This window comes from Tannerella sp., assembly GCF_030528505.1.
Taxonomy (GTDB): domain Bacteria; phylum Bacteroidota; class Bacteroidia; order Bacteroidales; family Tannerellaceae; genus Tannerella.
The window spans coordinates 1-20470 of record NZ_JAUMYS010000019.1 but is presented as its reverse complement, the minus strand read 5'-3'; the positions used below and the strand labels follow the sequence as shown (position 1 = coordinate 20470).

Sequence of the window (20470 nt, the reverse complement as noted above, 5' to 3'; positions counted from 1 at the left end):
AAACACTTGGAGAAGGTATCGGAATCTTCCGAAAGCATGCCGAAACACTTGGAGAAGGTTTCAGCATGGCATAGATGGCAGAGACGTCCAATTTGGGCGTCTCTACTATACTATATAATACAACTATTGGGTATCGTTATTGCGGGCGAACACGTGGGTTTGCCCCTATGCACACCTATCCCCATGCTTGATGGCCGGATTGACCACCCTCCATCTCAACGCTCTCTCTTCATCAGATCATACGCCAGCGCTGCGGTGCGCTCCATGATCTCGTCTTCGCCCGGCACTTTTTTGTCGCGCATCACGATGCGCCCGTCGCAGATCACCGTGTCGACGCAACTGCCGTTGGCGGCATAAACGAGGTTCGATACGAAATGATGATTCGGCGAAAAGACAGGCTGACGCAGGTCGATCAGACACAAGTCGGCCAGACAACCTTCGGCGATGAGCCCGGCATCGATCCCGAGTATCGCCGCGCCGGCTTCGGTAGCGGCATACAGCATGCGGTCGCATCGCATGGCTTCCGGATCGCCGCGCCAAACCTTGCCCAGCAACGAAGCCAGCTTCATCGCCTCGATCATATCCAGATTGTTCGACGACGAACAGCCGTCCGTACCCAACCCGACCGTCACGCCGGCGGCGCACATCTCTTCGTATTTGAACCGGTAGCCCGAAGCCAGCTTCATGTTCGAGGCCGGGTTATGCACCACTTTCACGCCGTGATCGGCCAGCATTCGGATCTCTTCGTCGTCTACATACAACCCGTGCGCCACGACCAGACGCGGCGAAAGCAGTCCCAGTTTGTGCATATAACGCACCGGCGTCAGTCCGAAGCGTTGGAGGCACTGCTGCGTCTCATACTCCGTTTCGGCCAGATGGGTGTTGATGAGCAGCCCATGATCGGCCGCAAAGGCGCCGGCCCATTGCAGCAGCTCGCCCGAAACGGTATAGATGGCATGCGGCCCGAGGGCGTAACGTATGCGGTCTCCATAAGGAGAGGGCGATGAGAAACGGCGCGTAATGGTCTGTTTGTTGCGCTCGGCAACGGCCGGTTTGAAATAATCGAAGCACGCTTCGGACAGAACGGCACGCAAGCCCATCTCTTCGACGGCGCGCGCCGTGGCGTCGAGTTTGTGATACATGTCGAGAAACGCCGTCGTGCCGCTGCGCAACATCTCCACACACGCCAACTTGGCGCCCCAGTATACATCCTCGTCGGTCAGCTTGGCCTCGTTCGGCCAGATCACTTGTTCGAGCCACGGCATCAGCGGCATATCGTCGCCGTAACCGCGAAAGAGCGTCATAGCCGCATGCGTATGCGCGTTGATCAATCCCGGGATGACAGCCTTGCCTCGCCCGTCGATCACCGTATCGGCTGTTCGGTCGATCACCGGTGCCACCTGCGCAATCGTCTGTCCCTCGATCAGAATATCCGTCGGCCGGCCGTTCCATTCGACGGATTGAATCAGGATGCTCATGGACGATAGTGGTTATAAAACTCCGCCACCGCCTCGATACCGGTATAAAACATATCCAGCCCGAAGCTCTCGTTAGGCGAATGGATGGCGTTGCGTTCCAGTCCGAAGCCCATCAGTACCGATTTCATGCCGAGGATTTTCTCGAAGGCGGGAATAATCGGGATGCTTCCGCCGCGACGCACCGCCAGCGGCTGTTTGCCGAACGCGATTGTAAAACCTTTCTCGGCCGCTTTGTAGGCCGGCAAATCGATCGGACAAACGTACGCGTCGCCGTCGTGCTTGTGAACGACTTTGATCTTCACGTAGCGGGGAGCGACCGACTCCAGATAATCGATCATCAGCCGCGTAATCTTGTCGGGCTGCTGGTTCGGGACGAGACGGCACGACAACTTGGCGTACGCCTTCGACGGCAGAACGGTTTTCGCGCCTTCGCCCGTGTAACCGCCCCAGATACCGCACACATCGAACGACGGACGGCAACTGTTGCGCTCAAGCGTCGAATAGCCTTTTTCGCCGAACAGTTCGTCCACGTCGATCGCCTGCTTATACTTCGCTTCACTGAACGGCACCTGCGCAAGCATGGCTTTCTCCGTGTCCGAGAGTTCTTCCACATCGTCGTAGAAACCGGGGATCGTAATGCGTCCGTCAGCATCCGTAATATCGGCAATCAGTTTACAAAGCACATTGATCGGGTTGGCCACCGCTCCGCCGAAGTGTCCCGAGTGCAGGTCGCGGTTAGGTCCCGTCACTTCCACCTCCCAATAGGACAGTCCGCGCAAGCCGGTCGTCAGGGAAGGCGTTTCCTCACTCACCATACTCGTGTCCGATACGAGAATCACATCGGCGGCGAGCAGCTCTTTGTGAGCCGCACAGAAATCGCCGAGACTGATCGAGCCGATTTCCTCTTCTCCTTCGAGGATAAACTTGACGTTGCAGTTCAAAATTCCCGTCTGCAACGCCGTCTCAAATCCTTTGATCTGAATCATCGCCTGACCTTTATCATCGTCGGCGCCGCGCGCGTAGACCCGTCCGTCACGTATCTCCGGTTCAAACGGATTGCTCTTCCACAGCTCCAGCGGCTCGGGCGGCATCACATCGTAATGTCCGTACACGAGCACCGTCGGCGCCGAGGCCGAGACGATACGCTCGGCATACACCACCGGATTGCCAGCTGTCGGCATCACTTCCGCCCGCGTCGCCCCCGAGGCGATCAACAACTCTTTCCACCGTTCGGCACACTTCACCATGTCCGCCTTGTGCTCGCTCTGCGAACTGACCGACGGAATACGCAACAAACTGAACCACTCGTCACGAAAGCGGTCCTTGTGTTCTTCGATATACGCTTTTATTTCCATAACATTTTTTTATTTCAAGCCGTAAAAATACAACTATTTCACGAATCACGAAATCGCGCCGGGAAAAAGAATCGCCCGGAATTTTTACCGGCCGAATAAACCTTTTCCAACCGGGCACGTCTTAATGCCAACATGAATTTATTTTTTTTGACGATATGAAAATGAACGTATTTTATGTAGCTGCGATGAGCCTTTTGTTATGCGGCTCACAATCCTTTGCACAAGACAACGCCATGCACGGCGAAAAGCGCTGCCCGGCCAACACGGGCGAACGCATGAAAATGAAAGCCGAACGAGTAGCCGACCGGCTCATGCTCGACGATCAGACGGCAGCCCGGTTCAAACCGATGTACGAGTCTTACCTCAAAGAGTTGCAGGAATGCCGAACGGAGTGCCCAAGGATCAAGCAGGAGGGCGCAAACGTTAACCGTCCGTCGGACAAAGACCTTGAGAAAAAATTCAAAGAGCATCTGAAAAACGAGCGTAAAATACTCGACATCCGCGAAAATTACTACGCCAAGTTCTCCAAGATACTCACCCAAAAGCAGGTGATGACGGTGCTCTACCCCAAAGGACACGGTCATAGACACAGTCATGCCACGGTGAAACAGGAGGATGACCACAGACTCATCCAAGACTTTGTCAACGAACGCCGGGAGATTCGCGAACATCACCGGATGCGCTTCGAAGCAGACGGAAAACAAGGGAAGTAAAAACGGACATCATAACGCCGCAATCATAAAAACATCTATCTTTGCGGCGTTTTTATGATGACTCCCTGACGATGTCCAATCCGTATTTCCGCTTCAAACAGTTTACCGTATGGCACGACCGTTGTGCCATGAAAGTCGGCACCGACGGTACTCTGCTCGGAGCATGGGCTAACGTGCACGACCGGAGGCGGATTCTCGACGTCGGAACGGGTACGGGACTGATTGCGCTGATGCTGGCGCAACGCAACCTCGAAGCGCGCATCGACGGCATCGACCTCGATGCCGATGCTTGCCTGCAAGCGCAGGAGAATGTACGGCAGTCACCCTTCGCCACACGTATCCGGGTTGTACATGCTCCGCTTCAGTCCTTCGCCTCGACTGTCACCGAACCGTACGACCTGATCGTCTCCAACCCTCCCTATTTCAGAGAATCGATGAAATGCCCCGAAGGCAGACGCAGCCTGGCACGACACGACGACAGCCTGACTCTCACCGATCTGCTTCATACCGGAAAATCGCTCCTTGCCCCCGACGGACGAATCGCCCTGATCCTGCCCTTCGCGCAACGTGACGATCTGCTACGCACCGCCAAAAACGAAGCACTACACAAGGTACGTGAAACGTACGTCATTCCCGTCGAAGGAGCGGCTCCCAAACGTCTTCTTATAGAACTCTCTTCCATGCCTTCGCCCGTTTCCACAACAGACGAACTTACGCTCGAAAACCGCATGCACCAACGCACAATCGCCTACCGGCAACTGACACAGGTTTTCTACCTGTTTTAAACAGCGCATCGAAAAAGTGAAACCACGGCTGATGATCACTTGATCGGAGCATAGACACGCCATTCAATATTTTAAGCCCCATTGTATATATCTCGATTTTTTACTACTTTTGCCGCTGATTTTTTCACAAAAGACAAGGTAAACCTCAACAATATATGAACTTATTAAGAGAAAAACTAGCGAAATACGATGCCCCGCAACGAGCGAAGGCTGCCGGTATCTATCCTTATTTCCGCGAAATCCAAAGCGACCAGGACACGGAAGTTTATATCAGCGGAAAAAAAGTATTGATGTTCGGATCCAACTCCTACTTGGGGCTGACTAACCATCCGAAAGTTAAAGAAGCTTCCATCGAAGCTATCAAGAAATACGGTACCGGATGCGCCGGATCGCGCTTCTTGAATGGGACACTCGACATCCATGTTCAGCTCGAAGAACGCCTGGCCAAGTTCGTCGGCAAAGAAGATGCTATTTCTTTCTCGACAGGTTTTCAGGTCAATGAAGGCGTTATTTCGTGCATCACCGGACGCGAAGATTATCTGATTTGGGATGAATTGAACCATGCTTCCATCATTGAAGGCATTCGTCTTTCGTTCTCCAATAAGCTCAAATATAAGCACAACGACATGGAGTCGTTGGAAAAACAGCTCCGTAAATGCGAGCCGGACAAGGTAAAACTGATCGTCACCGACGGTGTTTTCAGCATGGAAGGCGATGTGGCCAATGTGGCCGAAATCGTCCGTCTGGCCAAGCAATACAATGCCAATGTCATGGTCGACGAAGCACACGGAATCGGTGTGCTCGGCAATCACGGACGCGGCACGTGCGATCACTTCGGCGTTTCGAAAGATGTCGACCTGATCATGGGTACCTTTAGCAAATCGTTTGCTGCGCTGGGTGGATTTATTGCAGCAGATAAAGATACGATCAACTATCTTCGCCATCATTCACGCACGTACATCTTCAGTGCAAGCTGTACCCCCGCTTCTGTAGCAGCGGCTAATGCGGCATTGGACATCATGCTGAATGAGCCGGAACACATGAAGAATTTGTGGAAACTGACGCATTATGCCTTGGAAGGCTTCCGTCAGATGGGTTGCGAGATCGGACATACTTCGACCCCGATTATTCCGCTCTTTATCCGGGATAACGACTTGACGTTCCTCATCGTGAAGGAACTCTTCGACGAGGGTATCTTCGTCAATCCGGTCGTTTCGCCGGCTGTTGCTTCGCAAGATACGTTGATCCGCTTCTCCCTCATGGCTACGCATACGCAGGCCCAACTCGACTATGCCCTCGAAGCGATCCGGAAGATATTCAAGAAGCACAACCTGATTCCCTGATAATCCACGATGGACTTCGTACAGAACATGGGGAACAGCGCGATGGGGCCCAGAGGATGTTGTAAGCATTCGAAAGGTAAACTTTGTACCTGCAACTGGCTCTGTGATATTCCCGAAGCGGAGCATGCCACGGATTATGTCGAAGTTCAGTTTAAAAACACCCGTAAAGGGTACTATCTGAACGAAGCGAAAATCCCGCTCAACAAAGGCGATATCGTTGCCGTAGAAGCGAATCCGGGACATGATATCGGCACGGTCACGCTCACCGGCAAGCTGGTTCTGCTCCAGATGCGGAAAAACAATGTTCGTCAAGACAATACGACGGCCAAGAAGATTTATCGTATCGCCAAACCCGGTGATTTGGAACGCTACGAAGAAGCGAAGGCCAAAGAGCACGAGACGATGATTCGCTCGCGGCAAATCGCCGCCGATCTCGGCTTGTCGATGAAAATCGGCGATGTAGAATATCAGGGCGACGGGAACAAAGCCATCTTCTATTATATTGCCGAGGGGCGAGTCGATTTCCGTCAACTGATCAAGGTGTTGGCCGAAAATTTCCATGTACGCATCGAAATGAAGCAGATCGGCGCTCGACAGGAAGCAGGGCGTATCGGCGGAATCGGACCGTGCGGACGACAACTTTGCTGCTCTTCGTGGATGACGAACTTCGTATCCGTTGCCACAGATGCCGCACGCTTGCAAGATATTTCGATGAATCCGCAAAAGTTGGCCGGACAATGCGCCAAACTCAAATGTTGTATTAACTACGAAGTAGATGCGTATGCCGAAGTGCAGAAGCAATTACCTTCGCGGAAGATCGCGCTGGAAACAAAAGACCGGACGTATTATCATTTCAAGACCGATATTTTCAAGAAAGAGCTCAGCTATTCTACCGATAAAGTGATTGCGGCGAATATCGTCACGATTTCGGTAGAGCGAGTTTTTGAGATTATCAACCTGAACAGAAAAGGTATTAAACCCGATACGTTGGAACCGGAGCATCTGGCAGGAGCCAACACAAAACCCATCGATACGCACGACATTCTGGATGATAGTGTAAGTCGATTCGACTCGGTCAGAAAGAAAAAGAAAAAGCGGCCGTCCGGTAGCCGTAATAATACCAACGCCAACACTGAACAGGCGGCTCCAAACAACAAGCCGCAGAACGGCAACCAGCGTACGCAACCCCAAGCGGGAAATCGTACGGAGCCCAAAAACGGAAACGCTCCTCGCCGAAAAGGCGGCGGTAGAGGAAACCCTTCGAGAAATAACGGCAATACGCCGCCTCCCAAGAAAAACGAGAGCAACGCGTCGAAGAACGACCGCTCTGCGTCGGAAAGAAAACCATCTCCAAAAGCTTCTTCCGATGAATAAAAGTCGGTATCGACTGTTATCGGTATCATGGATATTGGGACTTCTTTTATCCTGTACCAACACGGCCCATTACGACCTGTACCAAACGATCGAAAACCCTTGGCCAAAAGACAGGGAATATTATTTCACGTATGAGATTGAAGATCATACGGTACCTTATAATATTTCGTTAGAAATTCGAAACAACAATTTCTACCCCTATCAGAATCTGTGGTTGCTTTGCGCCGAAGAGCGACCGGTCGGCGCCATGGTTCGCGACACCGTAGAATGTGTATTGGCCGACGATTACGGCAGATGGAAAGGTCGCGGAATCTCCGTTTATCATAACACCATCCCCGTTCGCAACAGCCACTTATTTCCACACAAAGGCCAATATACGTTATGCATCCGACAAGGTATGCGCGACGAACGATTGAAAGGTATTGAAGCAATCGGGCTGCGTATCGAGAAAACAGCCCGATAGCGAACGAGTCAGCTAAACTCGTTGAAACATTTCCTCAAAGAGATCTGCCAAACGTTGCTTTGCCACGTCAAAATCAGGAACATTTTTACATTCTGCAGCTAAAGAAGTCACTCCTTTATTCACAAACCCGCATGGATGAATCAGGGAAAAATAAGACAAATCCGTCGAGATATTCAGGGCAAACCCGTGCATGGTCACAAAACGACTGCTTCTGACTCCTACGGCGCAAATCTTGCGAGCTTTCGGCGTTTCGGCATCGAGCCAGACGCCGGACGCCCCCGTCATGCGTTCACCTTTCAGACCGTAAAAGGCCAGAAAACGAATGACCGTTTCCTCTAAACGGTCGATATAGGCTTTCAGTCCCAGACCGAATTGCTCCAGATCAAACACGGGATAGCCCGTAATCTGTCCGGGACCATGATACGTGATATCCCCTCCCCGATTCGTATGATAAAACGAAATGCCTCGTTGCTTAAGCCTTTCTTCCGGCAGCAGCAGATTCGCTTCCCGACCGTGCTTCCCAAGCGTGAACACCGGCTCGTGTTCGCAGAAAAAGAGCGTATTCTCTCCGATGCTTCCGTGCGCTTTTTTCACAATTAAGCGATTGAAAGCATCGGTCTGGATGGCCAATGCTTCTTCGTATAAGATGCGGCCTAAATCGCAAAAAGTAAATGATGGAGGGTGGTTCATTCGGTTCATTGTTCAGCCGACCCTCCGGACAAGGTATCTGCAGCTTGTACGACGGCTTTCTCTTTATCTCCGGCCGTTACCTCATCGGACGAAGCCCCTTTTTCCTGCACCTCGTCCGTTCTTTTCCCGTTTGATTCTTCCGCTTCGGCTTTTATCGGACGTCGATACCCCAACGGAACATTCTCGACTTTGCGCATCAACGACAAGATTTCGCTTTGTCGTTGTAACATATAACCGGACGGACTGCCCGGATTCCGTTTGCGCGGATTAGGCAACGAGGCGGCAATCAGGGCTGCCTCGCCGCGTGTCAGTTCAATAGCCGGTTTCGAAAAGTACGTCCTTGAAGCCGCTTCTACGCCATAAATACCCTTTCCCATCTCAATTGAGTTGAGATAGACCTCCATGATGCGTTCTTTTCCCCATATCAGTTCGATCAGCACCGTAAAATACGCTTCAAGCCCCTTCCGAAAATAAGTCTTACCCGGCCACAGGAACACATTTTTGGCCGTTTGTTGCGAAATCGTACTGGCTCCCCGCCGGCGCCTTCCTTTTTCGGCTTCGTCCATGGCTTTACGAATCTGTTCCCTGTCAAAACCATGGTGTGTCATAAAAAGATTATCCTCGGAGGCTACCACTGCCAAAGGCATAGCCTGCGAAATCTTTTCGATCGGCACCCACTGATGTTTACGGGCAGGAGCGGCCTCTTCACTCGAACGAATAAACATCAGCGGCGTATAATAAACCGGCACCCATTTGTAGAAAACGACAATCAGGATGCTAAATAAGAACAGGAATAACAACGTATTCCTGCCCCAAACCAGCAGGCGTTTGACAGCCTTCATAGCGCAGAAAGACGCTTACCGTAACCGATCGAGCGAACGTATCAATGCCTCGTCGGCTCCGATTTCGCGAATGGCTAAATAATTCAGAATTAAACTTACCAAGGGGAACGCAACAGCAATCCGCATACTGAAATGAAAAGACTCCGAAGCACCTGCAACTTTCCAAAGAGAAAAAGCAAAAAGCCCGTAAAAGCCAATAATCAGCAGGGCATTAAATATACAGAGACGAATTTGCAAGATCCGTTTCTTATAGAGAAATACCGTGACCAATGCGAGCAAGGAGATGATGGCCGATAACGCCATCAAAGCCCATGTCGGATAAACGAGTTCCTGAGGGGCTTCGATCGTGCTCATCCCCGAAGCATCGAAAGAGTAAAAAGCCCCTCCCGACTGAATAACGGCCAGCGGCAAAAAGACGACAGCCAAATTCAACGCGACAACGATCAGCAGATAGACGGTTTGAATACGCTGAATCATCAGAAATTATTTTTTTCTCTCGCCGGATTTTTGTGATACACCTTATCTTCGGTGTATTCCTGAGTAGCGATAAGTGTGGGTTTGGGCAATTTCTCGTAGTAACGGGAAATTTCAATCTGCTCGCGATTCTCGAACACTTCTTCCAAATTGTCGTTGAACGATGCGAACTCCTGCAGTTTCTTTTCCAAGTCCTGCTTCATTTCGGAAGCGATTTGGTTGGAACGTTTAGCGATAACCATAACCGTTTCATATACATTGTCTTCATTACCGTGACATAACTTAATCATGTCGCGAGTGACGGTTGTCGTCGGAGCGTTTGTTTTGCGATAATCCATAATTATTTTTTATCCTAGTGAAAATCTATGTAAATTAATAACTTGTCGTAATTTGAGCGTTGGCATAGTCGAAAAACTTCTGTACCTGCTTCATATACTTCCCCTCCGGAAATTCATTCTTGTAATTGTAGTACTCGTCAACCACATCTCGGTAACGGCCTTGCAAACGGTCTTCGACACTGACGATGGCCAATTCGTACTTCGATTTGATCTTGAGGAATATCAAATCCTCGCGATATTTTGAATAAGGATAGTCACGCAAGGCATTATCGGCGGTAATCACACACGAACGATAGTTGTTCCCCATGTATGTCCCCAGATCGTAATACAACTGTGCCGCAAGAAATTCTTTATAAGCAAGTTTTTCCTGCAACTCGAACAGAATCTCCTGTGCCTGCTTGGCACGTTCGCTCTGCGGATAATATTCCATATAGAGCTGTAACTGTGAGATCGCTTCATACGTCTGCGACTGATCAAGGCGCGGATCAGGAGAGTCGAGGTACAACCCATAGCCTGAATAGAAGCGCGATAATTCTGCAAATTCTCCTTTCGGATAGGTATTGTAATATGTCTTAAAATATTCGGAAGCCGTCTGATAATCTTTCTGTCCGTAATACGTCTGTGCCAGAAGATACAACGATTCTTCAGCATAAGTCGATCCCTTAAATATCGGAACGACCTCCTCAAGAAGCGTCGCCGCTTTGGCGTATTTCTTTTCATTAAAGTATTTCTTGGCATACGAATACTTCAACTCATAGTCCGTACTTTTCAGCAGTTTATTGTACTCTCCACACGAAACGCACAACAAACCTGTTATCATTAGATAGATAATCTTTTTCATTTTCCTGCGTTTAGCCCGCAAAGATAATGCATCTTCACGAAACTCCCTCCTTTTCGAACGTTAATATTTACAACTCGTACAACTCGCTGATGGAGGTCAATTCCGATTGATGCTCGTTCAATACTTCGACACATTCTTCGAGATTATCCGGACGAATGATCACATGTCCCGAACGTTCTCCAGAAAACGCATACATGTATTCAATAAAAATTCCTGCCTGCGTAACGATATCCATTAGCCGTCCGAGTGCGCCCGGCCGATTCGGGCAACACAGACGAAGAACATCCACTTCCGTGACAGCATACTTATGACGGCGAAGCACCTCGAAGGCTCGATCAGGGTCATCAACGATCAGCCGAAGAATACCGAAGTCCGCATTCTCAGAAACGGAAAATGCCGTCATATTAATTCCTTCCTGTCCCAATAACTTGGCTACTTGCGTAAAACGCCCCTGTTTGTTTTCCAGAAAAACAGATAATTGCCTGATCAACATAACAATTTATATTTAGGTTCGACATTCATTCGTTATCATACAAAAAAAACAATTCATTAAAAGTTTCCGGCCAAAAACGTTTCAATCCCCTTTCGGATCGATTCGAGGCCGAAATCGGAAGCCTTCAACTCACTTCGCGGTATCCAAAGCAGCTCCGATGCATCGTCGCACGCTACCGGCGACGACGAAGAGGAGACCTCACAACGGAAAAACAAATCGGTCGTATGCACCCAAAAACCCGAATAGAGATAGCGGTTGGGTAATGAAAATAAATAAGTAGTACGCATTACTTCCAACCCTGTCTCTTCACGCACTTCACGCACGACACCTTCTTCAGCCGTTTCGGAACAGTCACAAAACCCTCCCGGCAGATCGAGTGTGCCGCACGCCGGTTCCTGCGCACGCCGGCAAACCATCAGTTCATCCTGTTCGTTCAGGATAATAGCCGCCGTCGACGCTGCGGAATTGTAGTAATATACAAAGCCACAGCCGGCGCAACGTTTCGACTTACTATCGTGTATACCGAAGTGCGACGAACCACATTGTGGACAATAATGAAAATCTGCCAATGGATGAACACTCATTTCCTTCGTTATTTTGTGACAAACTTACGGAAATTTTCCGTTTACTCAACGATTTTCACAAAGAATATTCGAGATGAAATGAATCCAATAAACGATTTCTCCTACCCGATACCCCCAAACGATAAGCTGTGTAAAATGTCGATTAGCAACTAATTTACAACATTACAACACACGATTAATCATCCCTCAATAAAACAAACTCCAGAAAACAACAGATCAATATGGCTACAAGATCAATTTCTTGCTTTATCTCCAAATTTAATTATAGATTAGATCAAAAAATCAAACATGATTCAAAATATAGTCAACACATAAAATCAAACATAACATTTAACAATATGATTCGCTAATCCTGTATAAATCTCTCTTAGATAAAACAAAAATACTCAGAATTCAGGATAAAATATACGAACCAACAATAACTAAAATATGCTAATATACAAACAAAACACCATGAAAACAGTTAACAAACAATAAAACAACGAAAGTAACAACCACTTTTTTCTCTTTTTATTTTGCAGTTTAGATAAATATTTCGGACTTTTACAAAAAAATTCACAGAAACATGTTATCTAGATTATCTAATAAAACACTGTATTCACGTTTTTTTTTCAATAAAAGCCGTGTGGGACAATTGGGTGACAACCTCTACTTTTCTTATCCTCCATTCAATGCATCGATAAATATCCTAACTTAAACATAATATATCCATCTAAAGCCATATAAACCAATGAAAAAGTATGTATCTATCATTTGCTTCCTCTTTTGTTTTTACCCGATTAAAGCACAAGAGACAACGAAAGACTCGAAATTCAAGCTGTCTTTTTCGGAACGTGTCCGTTTAACAACCATTGACAAGGCTATTACACTGGATAACAGCAAGGATGTGCTGACATTCACACGGTGGCGAACGTATCTGGGCGCAGAGTACACCCTGAATGAGTATCTGGGTATGAAACTTGAGCTGGGCAATGAGGCCCGTATCTGGATGTCTCCATCTTCTAAAAAGACGAGTCTGAACGAAATCTTCATCAACGAGTTGTATATTAACTATCAAAATGTTGCTAACTTACCGCTTGATATCCGCCTCGGACGGCAAAATATCGTGCTGGATGAAGGGTTTATCTGTTTCGACGGTAATCCGTTGGTTGGTTCCCGTTCAAATTATTTTAATGCCCTGAAAATCGTCTATCGCTTCAATGAGCAAAACAGACTCACGGCATTTTTCACCTATAATACAAGGAAAGAAGAGTTTCTTCCGATCCTCCGCGAAAAAGATTCGTATCAACTCCTGGAAGAACAAACAAACAGCGGGTTAGGAATACACTACAATTCGAAGATCAAGCAACTCGACTGGTCGACTTATTATTTTTATAAAAACTATTTCAAATACGAAGCGTTGCCTGAGGCTCGTACCCATACGGTCGGTAGCAGAGTAGCTTTGCCATTTCTAAACGGATTCACTTTCACCACAGAATTGGCTTATCAGTTAGGGAAAGTAGATGGATTCAACAGACAGTCTTACGGAGGATATTCCCGTTTGGATTATAAATTGGGAGAATCTATTCCTCTGCTTGACTGCATATCGGCTGGCGCATTCTATCTGAGTGGTGACGACCCCAAAACAGAGAAAATAGAAGGATGGGACCCTCTTTGGAGCCGTTGGCCGAAATGGAGCGAATCGTACGTATACACGCTGATAGCTGAAAGCAAAGGAAAAGTAGCCTATTGGTCAAATATCCATGCAGTCAATCTCGGCTTTTGTGCTATGCTCGCTCCGAATATAAAGTTTAATGCCGACTATCTGCATTTATCGGCACCAAAACCTAATGAAACAGCTTTCTGTTCGGGTGGAGGAAAGACACGAGGAAATCTATTCATCATGAAGCTCAGTTACCAGATGCATAAGAACTGGACAGGGCACTTTCTGTTCGAACACTTTACTCCGGGCAATTTTTATTTCAAGGGTGCAGATCCATATAATTGGGCACGATTTGAGTTGAAATACACATTATAACTTAATATATTTGTCTCGACATTTTAAAAATTTACGTGGTTATGAAAGTAGGATTATTTATTCCCTGTTATGTGAATGCCGTCTATCCACACGTCGGTATTGCATGTTACAAACTGCTTACAAGTCTTGGTATAGACGTTGACTACCCTTTGGGGCAAACCTGTTGCGGGCAGCCGATGGCTAACGCCGGGTTTGAAGGCGATTCGTTGAAGTTGGTCAAACGCTTCGAGCAATTGTTTAAAGACTACACCTATGTCGTAGGCCCCTCGGCCAGTTGTGTAGCTTTCGTGAAAGAAAATCACCCCCGTCTTCTGTCCGAACACGGCGAGCACACCTGTGAAACAAGCAAACACATTTACGACATCACTGAATTTCTTCATGATGTGGTAAAACCGGAACGCTTTGCTTCTCACTTTCCTCATAAGGTCAGCTTGCACAACAGTTGCCACGGCGTACGGGAGCTCCACCTCTCTTCCGCTTCGGAACTGACGGTACCTTATTACAATAAGATTCGCGCTTTGCTCGAGAAAGTGCCGGGCATCACAGTCGTAGAGCCGGAGCGCGTGGACGAGTGCTGCGGCTTCGGCGGGATGTTTGCTGCCGAAGAGCCTGAAGTATCGGCCTGTATGGGGCGCGACAAAGTAAAAGATCATATGGCTACCGGAGCCGAATACATCACCGGCGCCGACTGCTCCTGCCTGATGCACATGGGAGGCGTTATCGAACGCGAACAGTATCCGATCCGTACCATCCATTATTTAGAAATATTATCCGCACAGCTATGAGTACTACACATGCCAAGGCTGCCAAAGCCTTTTTATCCGACAAAGTGAATGCCGAATGGCACGACAAAACATTGTATATGGTTCGCACAAAACGCGACCGTCTTTCGCACGCGATCCCCGAGTGGGAAGATCTGAGACATGCCGTACGCGATATTAAGCTGTACAGCAATTCGCATCTGCCGGAGCTGATCGAAGAATTCGAAAAAAACGCGACCGCCAACGGATGTCATGTACATTACGCCAAAGACGCCGAAGAATACCGATCGATCATTGAAGGGATTCTACGTGATCATGGCGCGCACAAGCTGGTAAAAAGTAAATCGATGCTCTCCGAAGAATGTCATCTGAACCCTTACCTGATCGAAAAAGGCTACGAAGTCATCGAAAGCGATTTGGGCGAACGTATTCTTCAGCTTCTGGATGCCAACCCGAGTCATATCGTCATGCCGGCGATCCATCTTAAACGCGAGATCGTCGGAAAGCTGTTTGAAGAAAAATTAGGCAGTGAAAAGGGCAACTTCGATCCGACCTATCTGACACATCAGGCACGAAGAGCACTTCGTCAAGATTTCCTGAATGCCGATGCCGGTATGACGGGCGGCAATTTTGCTGTAGCCTCGACAGGCGAAGTGATTGTTTGTACGAACGAAGGAAATGCCGATATGGGCATGTCGTGCCAAAAGCTCAATATTTGCGCTTTCGGAATTGATAAAATCATCCCCGACCTCGAATCGCTGGGCGTCTTCACACGCTTACTTGCACGCTCGGCAACGGGACAACCTATTACGACGTACACCTCACACTTCGGACGTCCCCATACGGGAGGCGAACAGCATTTTATCATCGTAGATAACGGACGCAGCAAGATTCTGGGCATGCCTCAACATCGCAAAAGCATGAATTGCATCCGTTGCGGGGCCTGTATGAACACTTGTCCGGTGTACCGTCGGAGCGGTGGATATTCCTATTCGTATTTTATCCCCGGGCCGATCGGCATCAATCTTGGCATGCTTCATGACCCGCAGAAACATAGCGGAAACGTCTCGGCCTGCTCGCTCTGTCTGTCGTGTTCGTACGTATGTCCGGCTATGGTAGACCTTGGCGAACAGATTTACGTATGGCGCCAGAAGCTGGACGGATTCGGACAGGCCAATTCACAGAAGAAAATGATGAGCAAAGGGATGCAATTTCTGATGGAACGTCCGTCTCTGTTCCACTCTGCCTTGAAAATGGCACCCATCGCCAATAAAATGCCGCGTTTCGCCGTGTACAACGGTCTGAATGCTTGGGGAAAAGAAAGAGAAATGCCACGCTTTGCCAAGCAGTCGTTCGAAGCGTGGTGGAAACAGAATCATCAAAAGAAAAACACTAAACAAGAATCGAAATGAACAGCAAAGATTTTATCATTCATAGTTTGAGGGAAAATATCAAGGAGCGTTTTTCACGTCCGGAAATAAAAATCCCACATGTCGTTTACCCCGATAAGCTCAAACAGTTTATCGAAATATCGGCCGGAGTAGGCGGCCGTGCGGAAGTGCTCAACGAAGGCGAATCGATCGATGATGCCGTACGGCGTCTGTTTCCCGATGCCTCGCGCATAGCATGTAACCTGCCGGAAGTGACGTGTGCCACGTACAATCCCGACGATATCAAGACGCCGGCCGAGTTGAACGGAACTGACCTCGTAATCTGCCGCGGAATTTTCGGGGTGTGTGAAAATGCAGCCGTATATTTTGAGCAGGAGTATTTGCAACGCGGTATCTACTTCATTTCGGAAGCGTTGCTGATGCTTCTTCCGAAAGATCAACTGGTCGATACCATGCACGATGCATACCAACGTGTACCGAACGAACATCCCGGAGAATTCAGAGGCTTTATGTCCGGACCCTCGAAAACGGCCGACATCGAACAGTCTCTCGTTATGGGAGCACACGGACCGCGTCAGGTTACCGTATTGCTTATTTAATTCGCTCATTTATAAACCTAATTAAATAAATATGTCATGAACATTTTATTATCTGTTTTCCCCATTCTGCTCTTGTTCGTACTGATGCTCGGCGTGAAGATGGCCGGACACAAGAGCGCATTCCTTACCCTTGTCGCCACACTGCTGATTGCATGGCTGGCCGCTCCTACCCTCGGATTCGCTCCGGAGAGTTATACTCAAGGCGGGGTGCTGTGGGCTTTTGTAGAAGGCATTCTAAAAGCGACTTTCCCGATCTTGATCATTATCCTGATGGCCATTTACAGCTACAACACGCTGCTTGAAAGCGGAGAGATCGAGATCATCAAAAAGCAGTTCACCTCGCTCACAAACGATCGCGGCATCATCGTGCTTCTGCTCGTATGGGGCTTCGGAGGGCTTTTGGAAGGGATGGCCGGATTCGGAACAGCTGTCGCAATCCCTGCCGCCATCCTGATCGGTTTGGGATTCAAGCCGGGTTTCAGCGCATTGGTCTCGCTGATTGCCAACAGTGTACCAACGGGATTCGGCGCCGTAGGGGTGCCGGTGATCACACTGGCCAACGAGGTCGCTCCTACGGGCAGCGCTACACCCGAAGCCATTTGCGATATTGCCTCGAAAGTGGTTATACAGTTATCGCCTTTGATGATTCTTATTCCGTTCGTGATCCTTACACTTACCGACAGTGCACCCAAAAAGGTTCTCAAACACATTCTGCTGTCGCTATGGGTGGGCGGTATCTCGTTGGTGGTACAATATCTCTGCGCAAAGTACTTGGGGGCTGAGACACCGGCCATCCTCGGAAGCGTAGCTGCCATTTTGGCCATTGTGCTTTACGCTCGTCTTTTTGCCGGAGGAGAAAAAGCGGCCGAGTCTTTGGCTGACGAAGAACCGATTACTCTTTCGAGAGCCTTACGGGCATGGAGCGTCTACGGATTCATCCTGTTTTTTATTGTTATCAGTGGGCCGCTGGTGAAGCCGATCAACGAGTTTCTCCGTACGCATCTTGTCAGTCATGTGCATCTGCCCATCTATGCTGAAGGGAAATATTTTTCGTTCGGATGGATATCGAACGCAGGATTGATGCTTTTCCTCGGCACGTTTATCGGCGGCATGATACAAGGCGTTTCGGTCAAGAAATTGTTTGTCGTGTTAGCCCGGACGGTGAAGAATCTGAATAAGACAGTAATCACGATCATGAGTCTCGTTTCCATCGCATCGGTGATGAACTATGCGGGGATGATCGGAGTGATCGCTTCGGCGCTTGTCTCCGCGACGGGTGCTTACTATCCGTTGTTCGTGCCACTGATCGGCGCCATCGGTACGTTTGTTACAGGTAGCGACACTTCGTCGAACATTCTGTTCGGCAAACTGCAAGCTAATGTAGCCTCTCAGCTGTCGTATCCTGACCCGAACTGGTTGGTCAGCGCCAATACGTCAGGAGCAACCGGTGGAAAAATCATCTCGCCGCAAAGTATTGCCATCGCAACGGCTTCGTGCAATATGCCGGGAAAGGACGGAGAGATACTTCGCAGTGCTCTTCCGTATGCCATCGGCTATATTATTCTGGCCGGGTTGATGGTCTACTTTGCTTGTTGAACGAAAGAATTTCGCCAATTAAAGAAATTTTTCTCTAATCAGGCGATGTATCTTCAAAAAAAGTATTTACTTTGCAGCAGTATGATATGTAATATTTAATGCACTCAACAAAGCTAAGTGAATAAATAATATAAAACAGCATTGGTTTCCGGTGTTTTTTTCCGATACGAAGAATCCGGAAACCAATCAAATCATAAAATAAAAATCAAACGAAATCATAAAAACGAATCTCATTCAAAAAAACCGATTAATCATGAAGAAGAAGCTTTTAATCAGAGACTTAACATTGAGAGACGGACAACAGTCGGCTTTCGCAACACGTATGAACCAGTCGCAGGTGGACAGAGTGTTGCCTTACTACAAAGATGCCAACTTCTACGCCATGGAAGTATGGGGAGGAGCCGTGCCCGACTCAGTCATGCGATACTTGGGCGAGAACCCGTGGGACAGACTGGAAAAAATTAAAGCCTCGGTTGGTAACGCCTCGAAGCTGACAGCCTTATCGCGCGGACGTAACTTGTACGGCTATGCCCCCTATCCCGACGAAATCATCGACGGATTCTTCCGCAACGCGGTTGCTTCCGGGTTAGACGTAATGCGTATCTTCGACGCACTGAACGACGTAGATAATGTAAAGTCGAGTGTAAAATCCATTAAAAAATATGGTGGCATGGCCGATTGCGCCGTGTGCTACACCGTAGATCCCAAGTATGACGATGAGCCGAAGGCCGAAGCCAAAAAAGGAGGCTTCTTCAGCGGTCTGTTCGGAAAGAAAGAAGAGGCCGCTCCGAAGCGTGAGCTGGTGTTCACCGATACATACTTTGTGAACAAAGCGAAAGAGATGCTCGCTCTCGGCGCCGATATGATTACGATCAAGGATATGAGCGGCCTGATCCCGCCTTCGCGCGTAGCTACGCTGATCCCGCTGTTCAAACAGCACCTGAACGTTCCGATCGATTTCCATACGCACTGTACACCCGGGTTTGGCTTAGGCGCGGTTCTGACGGCGATCTATCACGGAGTCGATATTGTGGATACGAATATCTGGAATTTTGCCGGTGGACCGGCTGCTCCGGCTATTGAGCTGATCTACCTCTTCTGTAAGAAACTCGATGTGGAACTCGATGTAAACATGGAAGCTGTGGCAAAGATCAATCAGGAATTGCTGGGTATCCGTAAGGAACTCGATGCGTTCGATGCCGTCAAACAATTCCCGAAACCGTTCAACCCGCTGACCGATACGCTGCCGGCAGAAATAAACCGTGAGTTCGACAAAGCCATCGAAGCCGTACGTCGCAACGACGAACCTGCCTTGCTGGCAGCTTGTCACGCCATCGAGGCTTACTTCAACTTCCCGAAACCGAATAATTTGGTGAAGGATGCCGAAATCCCCGGCGGAATGTATACGAACATGGTGGCACAGCTGAAACAGTTCAACTCGCTCGACCTGCTTGAAGAAGCCATGAAGCTGATCCCGAGCGTACGCCTCGACGCGGGTCTGCCGCCGCTCGTTACTCCCACCAGCCAGATCGTGGGCGCACAAGCCGTCGTATCGGCCTTGAACATCAAAAACGGTCGGCCGAAATATGCCAATCCGTCGAATCAGTTTATTGCGCTGGTAAAAGGTGAATACGGAAAAACGCCTGTTCCGGTCGATCCCGCATTCCGCGAACAAATCACCGGTTCTCCGGTAGAAACGCCGTACGATACGTCGAACTATAAACGTCAGGACAATCCTGTTCTGGAAGAATTCGGAGGTGTACAATTGGCCAAAGACGAAAAAGACAGCCTGTTGATGGAGCTGTTCCCGGCCGTAGCCAGCGGATTCCTCCGCAAAAAACGCGAAGAGGAATTCAATGCTCAGGCGAAACAGGCCGCTCCTGCCGAGGAAGCCAAGTGCGAGACAAAGCAAGAATCCGCCCCGACTGCCGAAAAAGCGGTGAAAGGACATGTAATGGAATGCCCGATGCCGGGGAATATCTTGCGAATCACGGTAAAAGAGGGAGACGTGGTGAAAAAGAACGACAGCTTGCTCATCCTCGAATCAATGAAGATGGAGAACGACATTACTTCCGATTACAACGGTACAGTACTTCGTATCTACGTGAAACCGGGTGACGCCATACAGGCAGGCGCCCCGATGATCGAGATCGGATAATCAACACGCCTTCTGAAAAATTATCTTAATTAATTAACGAAAGCGGGATAAGCCTTTTAATCGGTTTTCCCGCTTTTTTTTCAAAACTTTTCTACCTATCTCATTAAAGCAAGAAAGAGTCAGGAAGAAAGAGTAATGCCACTTTGTCAGCCTGATTACCGGTCGTTACGTCTTC

20 protein-coding genes are annotated in these 20470 nt (G+C 48.7%); 11 read left to right on the top strand and 9 right to left on the bottom strand.

Annotated elements, in window-relative coordinates; translation table 11 throughout:
- Positions 1–215: 215 nt before the first annotated feature.
- Both Q4A89_RS04450 and Q4A89_RS04445 read right to left on the bottom strand, forming a co-directional pair.
- Positions 216–1478: an amidohydrolase gene (locus Q4A89_RS04450; protein ID WP_303184045.1), complete on the bottom strand. Its 1263-nt coding sequence runs from the start codon at positions 1476–1478 to the stop codon at positions 216–218.
- Positions 1475–2833 carry a dipeptidase gene (locus Q4A89_RS04445; protein ID WP_303184044.1) on the bottom strand — a complete coding sequence of 453 codons (1359 nt, stop codon included), beginning with the start codon at positions 2831–2833 and terminating at the stop codon, positions 1475–1477. Before Q4A89_RS04445 ends, Q4A89_RS04450 begins: the two co-directional genes overlap by 4 nt.
- Before the next feature lie 161 nt (positions 2834–2994).
- On the opposite strand from Q4A89_RS04445, the gene Q4A89_RS04440 reads away from it, so the two are divergent.
- The 5 genes from Q4A89_RS04440 to gldH all read left to right on the top strand — a co-directional run bounded on the left by Q4A89_RS04440 (position 2995) and on the right by gldH (position 7511).
- A complete protein-coding gene (locus Q4A89_RS04440; RefSeq protein ID WP_303184043.1) occupies positions 2995–3546 on the top strand; it encodes a hypothetical protein in 552 nt (183 codons plus the stop codon).
- A 71-nt stretch (positions 3547–3617) separates the two neighbouring features.
- On the top strand, positions 3618–4331 hold the full coding sequence (locus Q4A89_RS04435; protein WP_368389495.1) for a tRNA1(Val) (adenine(37)-N6)-methyltransferase: 714 nt from the start codon (positions 3618–3620) through the stop codon (positions 4329–4331).
- Between the two features lie 155 nt (positions 4332–4486).
- Positions 4487–5674, top strand: a complete 1188-nt coding sequence (locus Q4A89_RS04430; protein ID WP_303184041.1) for a pyridoxal phosphate-dependent aminotransferase family protein — start codon at positions 4487–4489, stop codon at positions 5672–5674.
- Between the two features lie 9 nt (positions 5675–5683).
- Complete coding sequence (gene ricT / locus Q4A89_RS04425) at positions 5684–7048, top strand: regulatory iron-sulfur-containing complex subunit RicT (RefSeq protein ID WP_303184040.1); 1365 nt, start codon at positions 5684–5686, stop codon at positions 7046–7048.
- Positions 7041–7511, top strand: coding sequence for a gliding motility lipoprotein GldH (gldH, locus tag Q4A89_RS04420; RefSeq protein ID WP_303184039.1), 471 nt, complete (start codon positions 7041–7043; stop codon positions 7509–7511). Before ricT ends, gldH begins: the two co-directional genes overlap by 8 nt.
- Before the next feature lie 12 nt (positions 7512–7523).
- Here gldH and lipB read toward each other — a convergent pair whose 3' ends face one another.
- The 7 genes from lipB to Q4A89_RS04385 all read right to left on the bottom strand — a co-directional run bounded on the left by lipB (position 7524) and on the right by Q4A89_RS04385 (position 11773).
- A complete protein-coding gene (gene lipB / locus Q4A89_RS04415) occupies positions 7524–8201 on the bottom strand; it encodes a lipoyl(octanoyl) transferase LipB (RefSeq protein WP_303184038.1) in 678 nt (225 codons plus the stop codon).
- Between the two features lie 5 nt (positions 8202–8206).
- Complete coding sequence (mtgA, locus tag Q4A89_RS04410) at positions 8207–9043, bottom strand: monofunctional biosynthetic peptidoglycan transglycosylase (protein ID WP_303184037.1); 837 nt, start codon at positions 9041–9043, stop codon at positions 8207–8209.
- Positions 9044–9058: 15 nt separating this feature from the next.
- Entirely contained in the window at positions 9059–9520 is a 462-nt protein-coding gene (locus Q4A89_RS04405; protein WP_303184036.1) for a DUF4293 domain-containing protein, read from the bottom strand.
- A complete protein-coding gene (locus Q4A89_RS04400) occupies positions 9520–9855 on the bottom strand; it encodes a DNA-directed RNA polymerase subunit omega (protein ID WP_303184035.1) in 336 nt (111 codons plus the stop codon). The genes Q4A89_RS04405 and Q4A89_RS04400 overlap by 1 nt, the downstream gene beginning before the upstream one ends.
- 34 nt (positions 9856–9889) lie before the next feature.
- Complete coding sequence (locus Q4A89_RS04395; RefSeq protein WP_303184034.1) at positions 9890–10696, bottom strand: outer membrane protein assembly factor BamD; 807 nt, start codon at positions 10694–10696, stop codon at positions 9890–9892.
- A 67-nt stretch (positions 10697–10763) separates the two neighbouring features.
- A complete protein-coding gene (locus Q4A89_RS04390; RefSeq protein WP_303184033.1) occupies positions 10764–11189 on the bottom strand; it encodes an amino acid-binding protein in 426 nt (141 codons plus the stop codon).
- Between the two features lie 56 nt (positions 11190–11245).
- Entirely contained in the window at positions 11246–11773 is a 528-nt protein-coding gene (locus tag Q4A89_RS04385) for an NUDIX domain-containing protein (RefSeq protein WP_303184032.1), read from the bottom strand.
- A gap of 730 nt (positions 11774–12503) precedes the next feature.
- On the opposite strand from Q4A89_RS04385, the gene Q4A89_RS04380 reads away from it, so the two are divergent.
- The 6 genes from Q4A89_RS04380 (at position 12504) to Q4A89_RS04355 (ending at position 20295) form a co-directional block, all read left to right on the top strand.
- On the top strand, positions 12504–13790 hold the full coding sequence (locus Q4A89_RS04380) for an alginate export family protein (protein WP_303184031.1): 1287 nt from the start codon (positions 12504–12506) through the stop codon (positions 13788–13790).
- 41 nt (positions 13791–13831) lie between these two features.
- Positions 13832–14575, top strand: coding sequence for a (Fe-S)-binding protein (locus Q4A89_RS04375; protein ID WP_303184030.1), 744 nt, complete (start codon positions 13832–13834; stop codon positions 14573–14575).
- On the top strand, positions 14572–15963 hold the full coding sequence (locus Q4A89_RS04370) for a lactate utilization protein B (protein WP_303184029.1): 1392 nt from the start codon (positions 14572–14574) through the stop codon (positions 15961–15963). Before Q4A89_RS04375 ends, Q4A89_RS04370 begins: the two co-directional genes overlap by 4 nt.
- On the top strand, positions 15960–16541 hold the full coding sequence (locus tag Q4A89_RS04365) for an LUD domain-containing protein (protein WP_303184028.1): 582 nt from the start codon (positions 15960–15962) through the stop codon (positions 16539–16541). Before Q4A89_RS04370 ends, Q4A89_RS04365 begins: the two co-directional genes overlap by 4 nt.
- A gap of 36 nt (positions 16542–16577) precedes the next feature.
- Positions 16578–18137, top strand: coding sequence for an L-lactate permease (locus Q4A89_RS04360; protein ID WP_303184027.1), 1560 nt, complete (start codon positions 16578–16580; stop codon positions 18135–18137).
- Positions 18138–18390: 253 nt separating this feature from the next.
- Positions 18391–20295, top strand: coding sequence for a biotin/lipoyl-containing protein (locus Q4A89_RS04355; protein WP_303184026.1), 1905 nt, complete (start codon positions 18391–18393; stop codon positions 20293–20295).
- Positions 20296–20470 lie beyond the last annotated feature (175 nt).